General features: G+C 61.4%; 12 protein-coding genes. 7 read left to right on the top strand and 5 right to left on the bottom strand.

What is annotated here, in order from left to right; all coding sequences use genetic code 11:
* Positions 1–9: 9 nt before the first annotated feature.
* Together N688_RS13050 and N688_RS13045 are read right to left on the bottom strand one after the other, a co-directional pair.
* Positions 10–864 (bottom strand): DUF4397 domain-containing protein, encoded by an 855-nt coding sequence (locus N688_RS13050; protein ID WP_052889686.1) that lies wholly within the window; start codon positions 862–864, stop codon positions 10–12.
* 184 nt (positions 865–1,048) lie between these two features.
* Positions 1,049–2,335 (bottom strand): pentapeptide repeat-containing protein, encoded by a 1,287-nt coding sequence (locus N688_RS13045; RefSeq protein ID WP_052889685.1) that lies wholly within the window; start codon positions 2,333–2,335, stop codon positions 1,049–1,051.
* 269 nt (positions 2,336–2,604) lie between these two features.
* Here N688_RS13045 and N688_RS13040 point away from each other — a divergent pair, with 269 nt between their 5' ends.
* The 5 genes from N688_RS13040 to N688_RS13020 all read left to right on the top strand — a co-directional run bounded on the left by N688_RS13040 (position 2,605) and on the right by N688_RS13020 (position 9,452).
* The gene (locus tag N688_RS13040; protein WP_052889684.1) at positions 2,605–4,131 is read left to right on the top strand and encodes a serine/threonine protein kinase; all 1,527 of its coding nucleotides are present in this window, start codon (positions 2,605–2,607) and stop codon (positions 4,129–4,131) included.
* Between the two features lie 246 nt (positions 4,132–4,377).
* Positions 4,378–6,849 (top strand): aldehyde dehydrogenase family protein, encoded by a 2,472-nt coding sequence (locus N688_RS13035; protein ID WP_052889683.1) that lies wholly within the window; start codon positions 4,378–4,380, stop codon positions 6,847–6,849.
* A gap of 136 nt (positions 6,850–6,985) precedes the next feature.
* Positions 6,986–7,597 carry a TetR family transcriptional regulator gene (locus N688_RS13030; protein WP_052889682.1) on the top strand — a complete coding sequence of 204 codons (612 nt, stop codon included), beginning with the start codon at positions 6,986–6,988 and terminating at the stop codon, positions 7,595–7,597.
* Positions 7,598–7,665: 68 nt separating this feature from the next.
* Positions 7,666–8,685, top strand: coding sequence for an ABC transporter ATP-binding protein (locus tag N688_RS13025; RefSeq protein ID WP_052889681.1), 1,020 nt, complete (start codon positions 7,666–7,668; stop codon positions 8,683–8,685).
* A 5-nt stretch (positions 8,686–8,690) separates the two neighbouring features.
* Positions 8,691–9,452 (top strand): ABC transporter permease, encoded by a 762-nt coding sequence (locus N688_RS13020; protein WP_052889680.1) that lies wholly within the window; start codon positions 8,691–8,693, stop codon positions 9,450–9,452.
* A gap of 18 nt (positions 9,453–9,470) precedes the next feature.
* On the opposite strand, the gene N688_RS13015 is transcribed toward N688_RS13020, so the two are convergent.
* From N688_RS13015 to N688_RS13005, 3 genes are all read right to left on the bottom strand, one after another.
* Complete coding sequence (locus N688_RS13015) at positions 9,471–10,157, bottom strand: hypothetical protein (RefSeq protein WP_052889679.1); 687 nt, start codon at positions 10,155–10,157, stop codon at positions 9,471–9,473.
* 148 nt (positions 10,158–10,305) lie between these two features.
* Positions 10,306–11,823, bottom strand: a complete 1,518-nt coding sequence (locus N688_RS13010; RefSeq protein ID WP_052889678.1) for a cache domain-containing protein — start codon at positions 11,821–11,823, stop codon at positions 10,306–10,308.
* A gap of 319 nt (positions 11,824–12,142) precedes the next feature.
* A complete protein-coding gene (locus tag N688_RS13005) occupies positions 12,143–12,967 on the bottom strand; it encodes a DUF4388 domain-containing protein (RefSeq protein WP_081838817.1) in 825 nt (274 codons plus the stop codon).
* A 377-nt stretch (positions 12,968–13,344) separates the two neighbouring features.
* On the opposite strand from N688_RS13005, the gene N688_RS13000 reads away from it, so the two are divergent.
* Together N688_RS13000 and N688_RS12995 are read left to right on the top strand one after the other, a co-directional pair.
* Positions 13,345–14,130, top strand: a complete 786-nt coding sequence (locus N688_RS13000) for an RNA polymerase sigma factor (RefSeq protein ID WP_052889676.1) — start codon at positions 13,345–13,347, stop codon at positions 14,128–14,130.
* 446 nt (positions 14,131–14,576) lie between these two features.
* Positions 14,577–15,515 (top strand): carboxypeptidase-like regulatory domain-containing protein, encoded by a 939-nt coding sequence (locus N688_RS12995; protein WP_052889675.1) that lies wholly within the window; start codon positions 14,577–14,579, stop codon positions 15,513–15,515.
* Positions 15,516–15,626 lie beyond the last annotated feature (111 nt).

The raw sequence follows: 15,626 nt of genomic DNA, 5'->3' as shown, positions 1-15,626 counted from the left end.
CGTCTGCCTTTAGCGTCGGCTGCGCAGCAAGAGAGTTGTCGATCCACCGATCAAAAGCAGGAGCAGCGTCAGAACCAGCGGCAAGGCCACAGGTACACCGGCCTGAGCGGGTGGACTGGCAGAGGCTCCGGGGTCGCTACCGGTGTCAGGCAGGCTGGGTGTTCCCGCAACCTGACGCGCTACCAGCTCCAGCTTTGGCGTCCCCAGCGGTAGCCCGATGCTGAAGATACTGGTAATCTGGTTGACAGACACCTCCAGGGTGGTCTGCTGAGAGATGTGCTGCTGCTCCAGATCTACATCGAAAGTGTAGCGCCCTGGGGCCAACAGGGTATAGTCGCTGGCCCGCAGATACTGCAGGTTCTTAATCAGCGGGGTGCCATTGGCCGTCAGCGTGGCCGGCCCACTCTCGGGCGAGAGGTGATAGAAGCGCAGCTTGGCCTTGCCGGCGGCCAGACTATTATCCTCCTTGAAAACCACCAGCGATAGACCGGTCGCCTGTACGCCAATGGCTGCCACCGTATAAGCGAAGCCTGGCTCAACTGACAGGGTCTGCGTAATCACCGCTGCATCAGGCCCCTTGCCAATCAGAGCCACCTGCACCTTGTGCGGCCCTGGTGGAATGGCCAAATAGTCGGTGACCGTGCCGAACTGGAAGTTGCTCAAGGCCCGCCGCCCATCGAGAAAGACGTCGGCCACACCGATATCAGGCGAGGCGTGCATGATGCGCACAAAGGCCGAGGGGGAGGCCGCTGCTTTCTGGGCGAAGCCGAGACCCGGCGCCCAAGCGAGCGCACCACAGCAGAGCACAGCAAGCAGCCCAAGAAGACTGCCCATACTGGGGTGACGATGGGAGCTGTTTCTCATAAACTCTCCTCCTGAGATCGACTTGTCCCTACCTTTGGTCGGTTAGGTTTGCTCCGAAACAGAAGTGCTGTCTGATGATAGAACGGACAATGATGGTTACGGGTACAGTGAAATTTTTGCAGCGGACATTCTAGCTGTTGCCCCTGACATCGGCAATCTGCTTTGAAAATACTATATGCATAGATCAATGTAATCTCCCTACGAAGAATTTTGAAGAAGCAAGGAAGAGTAAGATCAGCGCTTCAAGGATCATCGGAGAGCGCGAGAACGGTGGTCCGACGATACAGAGCAGGCCAGGAAACAGGAGGGTACAGAGCGGCAGGAGACTGATCAGAGAGGGGCGATTGAAGGGAGAGCCTGGCTCATAGCGTAGAGTGAAGATGCTCACCAGATAGAGGCTTGCACTGAGGAGAGAGAGCAAGAGATTCGTGGTAGTTCCCACCTTCCGGGTAATGAGCAGGAGCGGACTTAGTATGAAGAGCACGATGCTAACGACCAGCCCCGTAGTTGCGAGGACCTGCGCCAGGACCAGGCCCCTGGGAACTGCGGGCTTTGCCTCTCTTTGCAGCGAAAACAAGCTGCCGACAAAGACGAGTATGCCCAGCAGCAGAGCGACCAGACCAGGCCAGTTCTGCCAGAGAACCAGCGCCAGGCCCCAGCTAGTCAGGGCCAGCCCGCCTGGAAGGCTTCCCCACCTCAATAGCGCAATGACCGTCTCCAGGGCTGTGCTCAGGCTGTGCTCTTTTCGATGAAGCTGCCGAAGCTCTCGATATTTCGGGCGCTGACGCAGCCAGCGTGCCCGTTCCCGGAAGCGTCTAGCCAGGGCTGGCAATCCCTGCTCCTGCAAAGCCTGGCTGAGGGACTCGTAGGCGCGAATAGCGCTCTCATACTGCCACAGATGCTCGTCTTCCTCCAGACGCTTATTGGTAGCGCTCGGCTCGTCTCTGGGCAGGGATGGAGCAAAGAGCAGCTCTTCATCGCCCAGGATAGTGACCTGCCCCCAATCAATGGCTGCCAGCTTGACCTGCGACCAGTCGAGGCCAGCAACGCGCGTGCTGCCGTGCTCGGTGTCCTGCAAAAGAACACCCTCCAATCGAGTGCTCACATCAAGCCAGGAGCCGCGCAAATCCGCGCCTGCCAGGAGGGCCTCGCGTAGATCCGTGCCGCGCAGATCGGCAGTGAGGCACGCCCGGCAGAGATTGGCCCTCTGAAGATGAGCACCGCACAGATCGGCCAGAAGCAAGCTGGCGCCCGCCAGATTGGCCTCGCTCAGATTGGCGCCGCGCAAATTCGTATGGTCGAGATTGATACCGGACAGGTCTGCACCGCGCAGATCGGCGTTGCTAAGGTCTGGTCCCTGGCCATAGAGAGGGGATGGCCTCCAAAATACCAGGGGCTGTGCCTGCTGACGCCAAAGATTCCAGGCGTGTATACCCTGCCTGAGTATAGCTAAATGCTCTGGATCGCTCATTTGCCTGGTCTCCGTGCAGTGGTAGTGAACGGCCTACCTGCAAACGTACAGGTTTTCTCTCCTGTTGAGAGCATAGCAGAGCAGTGGATGCAAAGCTGTTGTCTCTGCGGTTGCAATCTTGTGATCGTGGTCATAAAGCTCACATTTTGCCAGGATAGCAAGTGAACATTTGTGAGTAGGATAATTGCATAACCCTTGTTTATCTATCGGGCAGTTCGTATAATGGAACAGATAGTGTACCCAAGCGTATCGATGAGCTGGAGTCAGCGATGCAGAGGACACAGACCAGGCTGAGAACGGGGTCTATCATTAAAGATCCTGCGCAAGCCCGCTACCGTGTCGAAGCTTGCCTGGGCACTGGGGGATTTGGTTCGGTCTACCTGGTGATGGAGCTACGTAGCTCCGGCAAGCTCTTTGCCCTTAAGGAGGTTGTCACAACTACCGAGCGCGAGCGGCGCAGTCTGGCCCTGGAGGCCAGCTTGCTGATGCGCCTGCAGCATCCGGCCCTGCCACGGGTCTATCGCTTTTTCGAAGACGAGCGCAGCCAGCGTAGCTATTTATTGATGGATTATATCCGCGGTGCCAACCTGGAGGAACTGCGACGCCTTACCCCTGGGCGTCGCATCCCCTTAGCGCATCTGCTGACGACGCTGGAGCCGATCATCGATGCTCTTGACTATTTGCATAGCCAGCAGCCGCCTGTCATCCATCGTGATATCAAGCCATCGAATATCATTGTGCCTGCCGCTGGACGTGGGGCCGTGCTGGTCGATTTCGGCCTGGCCAAGCTCTATATTCCCGATGGCATGACGACCACGATTCGCCAGGGAACCCCTGGTTACGCGGCGCCGGAGCAGTATGGGGGGCGAGGGCGCACTGATGTGCGCACCGATGTTTATGGACTGGGGGCGACGCTTTATACACTGTTGACAGGCCAGTTTCCCTGCGATGCCTTTGAGCGTGTGCTTCTGCTCCAAAACGGAGCGGAGCGTGATCCTTTGCGCCCCGCTCACGAGCTGGTGCCCGAGCTGCCGCGTGCTGTCAGCGAAGACCTCCAGTGCGCCCTGGCGCTGAACAGCCAGGAGCGCTTTGCCAGCGTGCGCGAGTTCTGGCGGGCTGTTGTCAGCCACGCCCGCCTCGATCCAGAGACGACAACCCCCCCCGAGGAGGCAGTGCCCTCGCTGGAGGCAATGGCCGCCTCAACTGAGTTATTCCCAGAACGGCAGTTCCAGGAGAGGCACCGGCGGGCGTATCGTCAGCGGCGCCGCCTGGTGCTGAGCGTGCTCATCCTGGCTCTGGTGTTGACATTGGTAGCGGGTGCTGTGACGATAGGGCTGCACAGCCCGCTACGCTCGCTCATCGTGCGCTCTTTAGGGCCTCAAACGCCAGCAGCTCCAGGGAGCGCGCCAGCCAACGCTGCATCGCAGGTGCCACTGGCAGGTGAGGCCTATCCCTATCCAGCGCTCTACGCCAATTATGTAGGCACAGCCCAGGATCTGCTGACCAATACGCGCACTCTCCTGGTGCTCTCGCACCTGCAGCAGCATCAAGGGCGCTTCTCGGGCTTTTTCAGTGGTCTGGGGCAGAGTGGGCCTTGCTCAGGAACGCTGGATCAGCGAGGCTCTATCCATTTTACGGTCTCTATTTATGGCGGTAAGGCTAGCCTGGTCTTCGAGGGCATGATCAAGGTCGGTAGCCAGATGGCTGGGAGCTTCGAGGTGCATGATGAGAACAACCATTTTACGGGCGAGAGCGGCCTGTGGTCCCTCTCGCCCGGCCTCCCACCCAGCCGGTGAGTAACTCGCCTGAGAACCGTAGCGTGGCGACTTCCCACTCCTTCACTCCGACAGGCTAGACCTGGTCGACAGTGTCGTTGTCTTGCTCGCCATTGACTGCCCGGGTGCCTGCTGTGGTGGTGCAGGTCCTTGCTTGTGGTGAACCGGGGACTTGCCGCCGGGGTGTGGGGCGGGATACAATAGCCCGTGCCGATGGCCTGTCATCGGCTCTCTTGCGAGACGTTGAGGGAGGGGCGCATCACTGCTATGAGTGTCTTAGACCTGTTCGAATCAATGGAGTACGGGCCGGCGCCCGAGACGGCAGAGCCTGCTCTGCAGTGGCTGGCCCAGCACCAGCCCTTTGACCTGTTCATCAACAATCGCCGCGTCAAGCCGGCCAGCGGCCAGTATCTAGAGACCATCAATCCGGCCACGGGCAAGGTGCTGGCGCGAGTCGCCGCGGGCAACGGCGCCGATGTCGATGCCGCGGTAGCCGCGGCGCGACGGGCCTTTCCGGGCTGGAGCAAGACCCCCGGGCATGTGCGGGCGCGCTACCTCTACGCCATTGCCCGCCATATTCAGAAGCATGCACGTCTGCTTGCTGTCCTGGAGACCCTCGATAACGGGAAGCCCATTCGCGAGACGCGCGACATCGATATTCCGCTGGTTGCGCGCCATTTTTATTATCATGCTGGTTGGGCCCAGCTCATGGAGAGCGAGCTAGCTGGCTACGAGCCGCTGGGGGTTGTGGGACAGATCATTCCCTGGAACTTCCCCCTGCTCATGCTGGCCTGGAAAGTAGCCCCAGCCCTGGCGATGGGCAATACAGTTGTCCTCAAGCCGGCGCGCTACACTCCCCTGACGGCCATGAAATTCGCCGAGATCGTCGAAGAGGTTGGCCTGCCGCCAGGGGTTGTCAACATTGTTACCGGCGAGGCTGGGCAGGTTGGCGAGGCTCTGGTGCGCCACCCCGACGTCAACAAGATCGCCTTCACTGGTTCCACCGAGGTGGGCCGTGCCATTCGCCGGGCCACCGCCGGCTCTGGCAAGCGCCTCTCGCTAGAGCTGGGCGGCAAATCGCCCTTTGTGGTCTTTGACGATGCTGACCTGGATAGCGTGGTCGAAGGAGTTGTCGATGCCATCTGGTTCAACCAGGGCCAGGTCTGCTGTGCTGGCTCGCGCCTGCTGGTCCAGGAGAGTATCGCCGAGCGCCTGGTCGCCAAGGTGCGTGCGCGGATGGAGAAGCTGCGCGTCGGCGATCCGCTGGATAAGGCCATCGATATCGGGGCTATTGTCTCGGAGTCTCAGCTGGGCGAGATTCGCCGCCTGGTGGAGCGCGGTGTCGAAGAAGGGGCCCAGCTCTGGCAGCCGTCAACGGCTTGCCCGCGCGAAGGCTATTTCTTTCCGCCAACCCTCTTTACCAATGTGGCTCCGGCCATGACCATTGCCCAGGTCGAGATCTTTGGTCCCGTGCTCGTCACCATGACCTTCCGTACGCCAGAGGAGGCGGTGACGCTGGCTAACAACACTCGTTACGGATTGGCGGCCAGCATCTGGAGCGAGAATATCAATCTGGCCCTGGATGTGGCCGCGCGCTTGCAGGCCGGCACCGTCTGGATCAATGCCACCAATCTCTTCGACGCGGCCTCCGGCTTCGGCGGCTATCGCGAGAGCGGCTTTGGACGCGAGGGTGGCAAAGAGGGTCTCTACGAGTATGTCCGTCCACGCTGGGAGGGGGCCAGTGGGCGGGCGAGCCGGAGACGTGGACTGGCGGAAGCGCCGGCAAGCGGCGAGAGCAAGGCCCATAGCGGCAACGGTCATGCTGAGCATGCTAGCAATGGCGTGGCCCTGGCCGGCAGCGAGGTCTTTGCCGATCTGGCGGGGCGCATCCCGTCGATCGATCGCACCCCCAAGCTCTTCATCGGCGGCAAGCAGGTCCGCCCGGACAGCGGCTACAGCCTGCCGGTGCGCGATCCCCAGGGCATGATCATCGGCCAGGTCGGTGCTGGCAACCGCAAGGACATCCGCAATGCCGTCGAGGCGGCCCACGCCGCCCGTGCCTGGAGCGGAGCCTCTCCCCACCAGCGGGCCCAGGTCCTCTTCTACGTTGCCGAGAACCTGGCCGCCCGCGAGCAAGAGTTTGCCCTGCGCCTGGTTCAGCAGACGGGCCGCCCCTATGCAGATGCCGCGGCAGAAGTGCAGGCCGCCATCGCGCGCCTCTTCAGCTACGCCGCCTGGTGTGACAAGTTCGAGGGCAGCATACACCGCCCACCGTTGCGTGGGATGGTCCTGGCCGTGCGTGAGCCAGTGGGCGTGATCGGCATTGCCTGCCCCGATGAGTTCCCGCTGCTGGGCTTCCTCTCGCTGGTGGCCCCCGCGCTGGCGATGGGCAATACACTGGTGGTGATCCCTTCGCCACAGGCTCCGCTGAGCGCCACCGACTGCTACCAGGTCTTCGAGACTTCCGATCTGCCTGCCGGAGCCGTCAATATCGTCACCGGCGAGCGCGAGCCGCTCTCTCAGGTCCTGGCCGAACACGAGGATGTCGAGGCGGTCTGGTACTTCGGCAGCGCCGAGGGTAGCAAGCGCGTCGAACTGGCCGCCGCCAGCAATATGAAGCGTACCTGGGTCAACTATGGCCATCCGCGCGATTGGCTCGACCCCGTCCAGGGCGAGGGCGAGGAGTTTCTGCGCGAGGCGACCCAGGTCAAAAATATCTGGGTACCCTATGGCGAGTAAAGTGCTGCCGCCGCTCAGCGTGAGCGGCGGCAGCGGTGTCTCACCTGGCTGCTTGCTGACCAGCTCTGGTTTTCCCCTTGACAAGAATACATACATGTGGTATGTATGTATTTAGAGAGGTGAGAGGGAGCGAGCGATGAGGAGAACGCGGGAAGCGGCGGCCCAGACACGTGAGCAGCTGCTCCGGGCAGCCCTGAGCTGTTTTCTGGAACACGGCTATGCGGCCACCACTCTGGATGAAGTGGCGCGCCGGGCTGGGACCACGCGCGGCGCCATCCAGTGGCATTTTGGCAGCAAGGCCGATCTGTTCAATACCCTGGTGCGCGAGCAGTACGAGCGGGCCGCGCGCAAGCTGCTGCCGCTCTATCGGCGCGACGGCGCCCCGCTGGAGACGCTACGAGCAATCCTGCTGGCCTGGCTCAGCTACCCTGAAGAGGATGCCGACTTTCGCGCGATGCTGGAGCTGACCACCCTGCGCACAGGTATGCTACCCGAGCTACAGAGCGGCATCGAGGAAAAGGTGCAGGCTGTTGAGGCCAGCATTGCCCACTTTGCCGCCCTGCTGCGCCGCGCCCGTGAGGCCGGCGAGATTCGCGCCGAGGTCGTTCCCGAGCAGGCGGCCACCGCCGCCTATAGCCTGATTGTTGGCCTGAGCAGCCTCTGGCTTCTCAATCCCAGCGCCTTTTCTCTGCGTGCCTACGCTACCGAGGCCGTCGAGATCTTCATTCGCGGCCTGCGTCGTTCCTGAGCCAGTTTTTTTTAGCTCGCATACATACATTCGGTATGTATATAAAAGTGAAAGGAGAAGACACAGCGATGTCTCTCATCAGTGTCAGCGACCTCTGGAAAAGCTATCGCTGGCAGGGTCGCAACGTTGAAGCCCTGCGGGGTCTCTCACTGAGTATCTCTGAGGGGGAATGTTTTGGCCTCCTTGGGCCGAACGGGGCGGGAAAAACCACCTTGCTTCGTATACTGGCCACCATGCTCCCGCCGGATCGAGGCGAGATCAGGATTGCTGGCGTCGAGCTGCGGCGTCAGCCGGAGCATATTCGCCGTACTCTCGGCTATGTCGGTCAGCAAGGAGGTACGGATATCCAGGCAACAGTTTTTCAGGACCTTCTATTACAAGCCCATCTGTATGGCCTGCGAGGCCAGGCAGCGCGGCGGCGGGTGAGCGAAGTCTTAGAGCAGCTGGAGCTGAGTAGCCTGGCCAGCAGACCAGTCAGCTCCCTCTCGGGGGGCCAGCGTCGGCGTCTCGACCTGGCGCTGGGCCTGGTCCATCGTCCTCCGCTGCTCCTGCTCGATGAGCCGAGCCTTGGTCTTGATCCAGTCAGTCGGCGACAGCTCTGGGAGTGTCTGCGCGATCTGCGGGCGCAAGGTACTACCATCGTTCTGACCACCCACTACCTTGAAGAGGCTGATCAGCTCTGCACGCGCCTGGCGATCATCGATAAGGGGAGCATCATCGCCGATGGCAGTCCTGCCCGGCTCAAGCAAGAGAGCGCAGGTGAGACCCTCATCCTCACTCTGGCGCCATCTGGGTCGGCCAACGTCAGGCAGCAAGCGGGCGAACTTCTGGGCACCTGCTCTTTTGTCCGGGCCGTTCACGAAGAAGACAGCGAGCAGCTCCGCCTCTCTGTCGAGCATGGGGAAAGCGCCCTTCCTGCTGTGCTACATCTGTTAGAAGAGGCTGGTCTGACCGTCAGCAGTCTGGTTCTGGAACGGCCCTCGTTGGATGACGTCTTCTTCCGCTATGCCGGTCGCTCTCTGAAAAAGGCCCAGGCTGAGACAGCCGGCCCTGGTGCCAGGTCTGCCTTCGCCTGGAAAGGAAGGTAAGCAGCATGTCTCTCTTCTCTAGTGTATGGTATCTCTGGCTGCGCCAGGCCCGGCAGACCTGGCGTCAGCCTATCTGGGTCATCTTTGGCCTCTTTCAGCCGCTGTGTTATCTGCTCCTCTTTGCGCCGTTGCTCCAGAGCCTCAGCGGCGTCCCGGCCATACCGGCGGGAGAAGCTATAACCATCTACGTTCCTGGGCTCCTGGTCATGATGGCCCTTTTTGGGGCAGGCTACGTTGGCTTTGGGCTTGTTGTCGAACTGCAGGGCGGCTTCGTTGAGCGTCTGCTTGTGACGCCTATCCCGCGGGCCGCTCTCTTGCTCAGCCGCCTGCTGCTTGACATCATGACCCTGCTCATCCAGGTGCTTCTGATTTGTCTCATTGCCCTACCGCTCGGGCTGCGGGTCTCCCCTGGTAGCCTCTTCCTGGCGCTCCTGCTGGTTATTCTGCTAGGTCTGGGCCTGGCGGCCTGCTCCTATGCCCTGGCCTTTCTCTTGCGCAGTGCTGAAGCTCTCTCGTCCCTGCTCAACATGGTCAGTGTCCCGCTTCTGCTGCTCTCGGGCGTCTTACTGCCCCTGACGCTGGCCCCCCCTCCATTGCGGGCGGTTGCCCACTTCAATCCCTTTGCCTATGTTGTGGATGGGGCGCGGGCCCTCTTCCTGGGTAGGCTGGGAGAGGCAGCCGTCTGGCAGGGCTACCTCTCTGCCGGCGTCTGCGCGCTACTGGCCCTCTTCTGGGGTCTGCGCTCTCTCAAGCGGGCGGTTGCCTAAGCGACGGAGCTCTTCTATTCACCCTGCGGCGGCCTCTGCCCGTCCCGTTCCCGGCGCTGGCAAAGCAAAGACCTGGTCGCCGCAGGAGATAGCCACCGCCTCCTCTGAAAGGCAGGTTGCATAGAAGCCGCGCTGACCCCGGTCCAGAAACTGCAATGCTGCTTTCAGCTCGGGTGGAGAGGCGAACAGCGCTTCTGGACCCAGAGCGAAGCGCGTAAACTCCAGGCAGGGCGTCGCCACGCGCAGCCGTGTCAAGCGGACCGGTTGTCTCATCTCAGCCCCGATAATCACCAGCCCATTCAGCAGCAGCTCCAGACGGACCGGCTGCTCAGTTGCAATGAGAATATTCTCCCCCGCGCAGCCGTCGCTCAGATGCTCGCCGAAACGCGCACGCATTGTCCGATAATGGGCTGTAAAACCCAGCGAAACCCCGTTCTTGCCGCCGCGGTTGCGCGAGCGTGGATGCTGGCGGTGGTGGACATCCAGCAGGCGAGAACCGTCCGGCAGCAGCGCGAACACTCCATCGGCAGACAACCAGAGCTGAGATACAGGCTGCAACGGAGCCGGATCATAGCGCAATTCCTCTGCGTCTCCTGGCACCTTGAGCGGGGCCGTCTGAACCTGCAGGCGCACAATCGGTCCCAGCGGCAGCCAGCGCTCTTCTCTCCTCGCTGCTTCACTTTCAGCAGACAGCATAGCAGACATAGCGTTCTCCCCTCGATGAAAGCAAACACAGAATAGCGGACAAAACAAGAGCAGGACGATGTCCGAGGCATGGGACGCGGCATCGTCCTGCTTGCTCTTACAACGCCAGGCGAGCGCTGTGCGCGCAGAGACACGGCGCTCCCAGCAACTAACGGCCCACCACGCGGCGTAGCTGGCGTACCACTTGCTCCAACTGCTCGGCGGCGCTTGTGGCCGAGGTAGCACCTGCCGCCAGTTGCTCACTCACCTGAGTGGTGACCTTAATCGCTGTAGCCAGCTTCTGATTGCTCGTCTCCTGATACTGGATGGCCTGTTCGATATAGCGCGCCGTCGTAGCCATTTCCTGCAAGGCCCGCTGGGCCGTGCGCGCGTCAAGCTGAGGCCAGCGCTGGAGCAGCTCCGTCACCATTGAGGTCAACTGGCGCGCGGCCACGTTGCTCGCGTCAGTATAATACTGCACCGACTGCAGGCCCACCTGGGCGGAATCGATCACCCACTGCTGTTCACTAGATGAACTCTGCTGCTTGGCCGCCAGGGTCTGTAGCGACTCGCTGCTGCGGCGCAGGTGGTCAACCGAGCGCAGGATTGGCTGCGTGATGCGCTGACCGAGCCAGAGGCCGACAAAAGAGGCCAGCAAGAGCATGGCAGCCGCGATCACAATGGTGCTCACCATCTGGTTATTCACCACTGCCGTCACCGTGCTAACCGGGCTGAGCACGTAGTAAGTCCAGGGAACGACTGTCATCTTGTGGCGCAAGATCTCGTACGGCTCATTCTCACTGGCAGGGGTGGCCTGGAAGGACGAAGACGTCTGGCTGCTACGCAGCGAATCAGCGAGCGTGTTGTCGGCCAGCAGTGGCAGGCTAGCCTGATTGCCCTGCAGGCCATAGAGGCCCTCGGTCTTAACATCCTGCATCTCTTGGGCCGCGAGAGGGGCCACGGCCTTGAAGCGGCGCGCGGGATTGGGATCAGCGATGCGCACCCCGCGCTCGTCGAGCAGGAAAGCATAGCTGCCCGGCCCATTGGCGCCGGTCTCGCTGTTGACCGTGTCCCAGATGAAGTCGATATTCAACGAAGCGCGCAGGAAGCCGATCACATGCTTCTGATAGGTGATGGGAGCGTAAATATCGACCGAAGCTTTATTGTGGGCGCTGTCGTAGTAGACGCCGGAGATAAAGAGCTGGTTGGCGTTGACGCGCCGCAGGTAGGGGAGAGGTACGAGGGACTGGCCGCGGTTCTGGGGATGGACGTTCGTCGGCCAATACTGCACCAGATGACCTTGAGCATCAAAAAGGCACCAGAGCACATAGCGATTATCGCGATTGATTCCCGCCTGGAGAGCGTAGAGTGAGTGAACGCTGAAGTTCGGGTCTTCGCGCTGGGCGGGAGGAGCGAGCAAGAACTGGATCACCGAGGGGACCTGGACGAGGGTCTCGGCATCAAGCAGGCGTTCGTTCAGATAGTTACTGATCAGCTGCACGCGCTCGCTGGAATCGGTATCCAGAGAGGTGCGGGCCTGGGTAGTCAGCGCAGGAAGAGAGATGAACTGGCTGACGACGATGGTGATGAGCAGCGGAACGATGGCGACAAAAACCAGGAGCAAAGAGACGCGCGCGGTCAGGGAGAGGCCCCGCCGGCGATATGACGATATCGCTTGATCACGCATGGGAGAAAACCCGTCCTTTGGTATCCAGGGGGCGGCCAGCGGCGCCCCGGTCTACTGGCACTGACAAACTGATGCTGGCACCGTCCTACTGGATGAAGAGACCTGGCCTGGCCTGTCGCGGCCTCGACCTCCGGCGGTCCAGGCGGAGGCGAGATATTACACAAGGTCCCTGGCGCTGCTGCTGGCGAAGCAAAAGCGAGCTGCCAGGCTGGGCCGAGGGAGGCCAGGGGTGGCGCTTGTTGGGCGCCACATCCTCTCTATTGTCGAATAAGATCCCTATTATTTATTATGAATAGGTGTTCATCCTTGAATGAACGAATTACAACGAAGAAGGGGCCACAAAGCCGGCGTGCTCCAGATCGGCGAGCAGGCGCAGGACCTCATCCTCGCTACGGCCCATCAGGCGGGCCAGCTCGGCTGGTGTGCGGGAACCATCGATCAGCAGGTAAAGCCGGCGATGGGCGCGTGAGAAGCCGAGCTGTTCCAGGCGCTGCAAGGCATCGCCGTAGAGCGGCACGCGGCTTGGGGCGCGGGAGAACACCCCGCTGCCGGGCAGGGGCACCCACCTGTCCGGGCTAGGCTCGGTCTGGCGCGGGGGCAGCGGTGGGGTTGCCCGTTGGCCTGGTGCTGGGCCTGTGCCCGTTTTAGGAAAGGGCGGCGAGCCGAGCGGGCCAGAGGGTGAAGAAGCGGGCATCCGGCGCAAGCGCGGATCGGTCCCCTGGCGCTGCGGGAGAGCCGGCAGTGAGCCGGGAGTGGCGTGTCCATCGAGCAAAGGCGGGAGTGGGGATGAAGGAGGGCTGAAGGGTACGAAAGCAAAGCGGCAAGGACCCCAGAGCTTCAAGCGTCTGAGGGCTTCTGCGCCGCTATGTGGCCCGAGCCGTGCCTGCACAGGCTGTCCATTCACAAAAGTGATGGCACCCTCTTCCAACGTTGTCCCTTCCCCACGCTCGACCGTCAGCAGGCCCGTTTTGCGTCCTAGCTGAACGACCTCGATCACGTCGGCGAGCCGATTAGTGACTGTCTGTCGTTGCTGTGGCATGGGTGCCTCGCTCTGCCCGATGATGGCCGCTCTCCGCTCCCCGTTGAGACGAATGTCGGCAGCAACCGTCAATCTATGATAGCATAGGCAAGGTAAATGTACCATCCCCAACGCATCTTCTGGGATATCTTTCTTAGCACGTCAGGGGCTGTTTCTGTTCCAGGTGCCTGCTGTGATAAAATCTGCATGGTTGGTATTTCGGGGAGAGCCAGGTCAGGCTTGAAGGTGCTGAAGTGGTATAGGAGACAAGAGAAACAGGAGAGGGCAAGAGGCCGATCTGCTCCAGGCGCAGCGGGTCGCTGGGGGTGGAGAGGCGCACGAGTGCGCCAGACAGGCGGGCAGGAGGAGGCATCTCGGGCTTGCCAGCCGCCGCAGCTGATGCTATACTGCAAGAGCGTTTGCACGCAGCCAGTTAGGCCCGGTAGCTGGCTGAGGTTGGTGAGCGCTCACTACGGCCTGCACTCAGGGAGGAGCGTCTGCTTATGGAGTCTCCCGGCTCTTCTTCTCATGGAGAGACCGGCCCGCAGCCGGACGTCACGAGCGGCGCCGCGGCCCGGCCAGAGACGGATGAGCGTCTGTTACCTTTGGCGCAATGGTCGCTTCCCGCTCTGGCGCGAGCCTGTGCCGAGGAGACGAGTCGCTTTCTGAGGCAGAATCGCGCTGACGAGCGCTACTGTCTGGAGCTGTTCCGTCGGGCCTTGATGCTGCGCGATGAAGAGGCCTGGGCTTGCCTCTATCAGCAGTATGCCCCCCTGGTCTTGAGTTGGGTACATCAGCATCCGGCAGCTCCCCCTTTGCTGGCGCATGATGGGGGCCAGTCGGTGGTGAATCTGGTCTTTGCGAAGTTTGCCCAGGCACTGACTCCGAGCCGCGTCCAGCAGTTCGATTCCCTGGCCGCTCTCTTGAAGTACCTTAAGATGTGTGTGCACAGCGTGGTGATCGATGAGGGGCGTGTGCAACAGCTCCAGCAGCTTGAGCAGACGCTGGAGGCCCTGGAACACGAGCCGGCAGTCGCCGATCCCGCCGAGGAGGTGGTGGCTCAGCTCTCGGCTCAGGATCTCTGGCAGGTGATCCTGGAAGAGTTGCATAGCGAGGAGGAGCGTATGCTGATCTATCTAGCCTATGTTCAGGGCTTGAAGCCCTCGGAGATCTGCCTGCGCTTTCAGCATCTCTTCCCTTCGGTGAACGATGTCTATCGCCTGAAGCGCAATATGCTCGATCGCCTCCGTCGCAATCGCCGCTTGCAGGCTCTCATGAAGGGCAGCTAGGGCTGGCGCTGCTTACTCAGGCCCTCTTGCTCCGCTCTCGCCGCTCAGCTCAGCGGCAGACGCTAGCGCCTGTAAAGGTCGGCCAGGTGCGCAGTGAGGCACGGAAAGCCACGGAGAGGCTCAGCGAGTGAGGAACTTCCCTGCCTTGCTCTTGCAGGCGGCTGTCAAAGGCGTTAAAATCGCAAGGGTAGCCGTTTATTGGTGGTGAAGACAGGAAAGCAGGCAGGCAGACGGTTTGCCTCCCGACTCCTAACGCCGGTCGGTTCTGGGCTGGTTGCTCAAACCAGATTCAGGGAAGAAGCAAGAAAGTAAGAAAGCGGATGGCTGCTTCGGTCTCGCTGCTCCTGTCAGCTGAGGGCCGGGTGGAGGTGTGAAGCTCTCGGTCAGGAGGGCTGGATGATGCCGCTGCCAGCCAGTCTTATCCAGTTCAGTCAGAGGAAACGCTCATGGAATGTCGTCAACGGGGCGCTATCAGCGACGAAGAGATGCTTGCTTATCTGGCCGGCGAGGAGGTGCGACCTGCTGTGCTGGAGCACCTGGCTACTTGCCCCGCCTGTGCAACCCGGGTGGAGAGCTATCGCCGCCTTGAATTAGCTTTGCTCCAGTCGCTTTATCGTTGGGATTGTCCCCCGGCTCAGGTGCTCGGTGAGTATTATCTCGGCCTGCTTAACAAGGAGGTCGCTGTGGCGGTGCGTTTCCATCTGGCCACTTGCCAGCATTGTGCGGCGGAGCTGGCGGTCCTCTCCCACTTTCTGACCTCGGAGACGCGGCTGGCGGAGGCCTCACCGCTCTCTGAGCTAGACCTCGCCGAATTGGAGCTGGCTGCCTCGCTGGCTCTGGAGCAGGAAGAAGAGATGCCTGCTGAGACTGAGGTGGAGGAGACGCTGCCCTGGCCTTCTTCCTGGCCCCTGGATGATGGCCCTGCTCCTCAGACCCATCCCCTGGCCTCGGCTCGCCCGGGCCGCCCATCGCTAGGCGAGCAGATGGCTGCCAGCGCGCGCCGCATTGTGGCTACCTTGTTGGCTCCTCAGCCGCGCCTGGCCTATCAGCGCGACCTGGTCCAGGCCGAACAGGCTGAGGCCCTCTGGCCGCGGCGCTATAGCGCTGAGGATTTTAGCATTTCTCTCCATGTAGAACACGGCTCCTCGCGCCAGGATGGCCTGGAGCTGATCGGCTTTGTGACGCGCAAAGGCACGGCTCTGGAGGCTCTCCAGGGGACGCCGGTGCGCCTGACTGCCGCCTCGGGGGCGGTGCGCTCTGGTAGAATCGATGAGTTGGGCAATTTCCTCTTTTCCTCTCTGGCCCCGGAAACCTATACCCTCGAACTGCAGTTCCCAGAAGGAACTGTGGTGATTGAGTCGCTGCAGCTCTCGCCTCCAGAGTAGCCTGGTCGCGCTCTCTGTGCCGCCAGCAGAAGCGGGCGGCCTTTTGCTCAGCGATCTCTCTCCTTTCTCTTCTCCTGGCCCTTGCTGCGTGATTTTCTGGCCCTCCAAACG

Origin of the sequence: Thermogemmatispora carboxidivorans, from assembly GCF_000702505.1 — a bacterium.
In the GTDB taxonomy this organism is placed as follows: domain Bacteria; phylum Chloroflexota; class Ktedonobacteria; order Ktedonobacterales; family Ktedonobacteraceae; genus Thermogemmatispora; species Thermogemmatispora carboxidivorans.
This window is presented reverse-complemented; position numbering and strand designations above follow the sequence as displayed.

Excerpts from the sequence above, each read along its gene's own strand:
- N688_RS13050 (WP_052889686.1), bottom strand. The coding sequence starts at position 864 with ATGAGAAACAGCTCCCATCGTCACCCCAGTATGGGCAGTCTTCTTGGG.
- N688_RS13045 (WP_052889685.1), bottom strand. The coding sequence starts at position 2,335 with ATGAGCGATCCAGAGCATTTAGCTATACTCAGGCAGGGTATACACGCC.
- N688_RS13040 (WP_052889684.1), top strand. The coding sequence starts at position 2,605 with ATGCAGAGGACACAGACCAGGCTGAGAACGGGGTCTATCATTAAAGAT.
- N688_RS13035 (WP_052889683.1), top strand. The coding sequence starts at position 4,378 with ATGAGTGTCTTAGACCTGTTCGAATCAATGGAGTACGGGCCGGCGCCC.
- N688_RS13030 (WP_052889682.1), top strand. The coding sequence starts at position 6,986 with ATGAGGAGAACGCGGGAAGCGGCGGCCCAGACACGTGAGCAGCTGCTC.
- N688_RS13025 (WP_052889681.1), top strand. The coding sequence starts at position 7,666 with ATGTCTCTCATCAGTGTCAGCGACCTCTGGAAAAGCTATCGCTGGCAG.
- N688_RS13020 (WP_052889680.1), top strand. The coding sequence starts at position 8,691 with ATGTCTCTCTTCTCTAGTGTATGGTATCTCTGGCTGCGCCAGGCCCGG.
- N688_RS13015 (WP_052889679.1), bottom strand. The coding sequence starts at position 10,157 with ATGTCTGCTATGCTGTCTGCTGAAAGTGAAGCAGCGAGGAGAGAAGAG.
- N688_RS13010 (WP_052889678.1), bottom strand. The coding sequence starts at position 11,823 with ATGCGTGATCAAGCGATATCGTCATATCGCCGGCGGGGCCTCTCCCTG.
- N688_RS13005 (WP_081838817.1), bottom strand. The coding sequence starts at position 12,967 with ATGGTACATTTACCTTGCCTATGCTATCATAGATTGACGGTTGCTGCC.
- N688_RS13000 (WP_052889676.1), top strand. The coding sequence starts at position 13,345 with ATGGAGTCTCCCGGCTCTTCTTCTCATGGAGAGACCGGCCCGCAGCCG.
- N688_RS12995 (WP_052889675.1), top strand. The coding sequence starts at position 14,577 with ATGGAATGTCGTCAACGGGGCGCTATCAGCGACGAAGAGATGCTTGCT.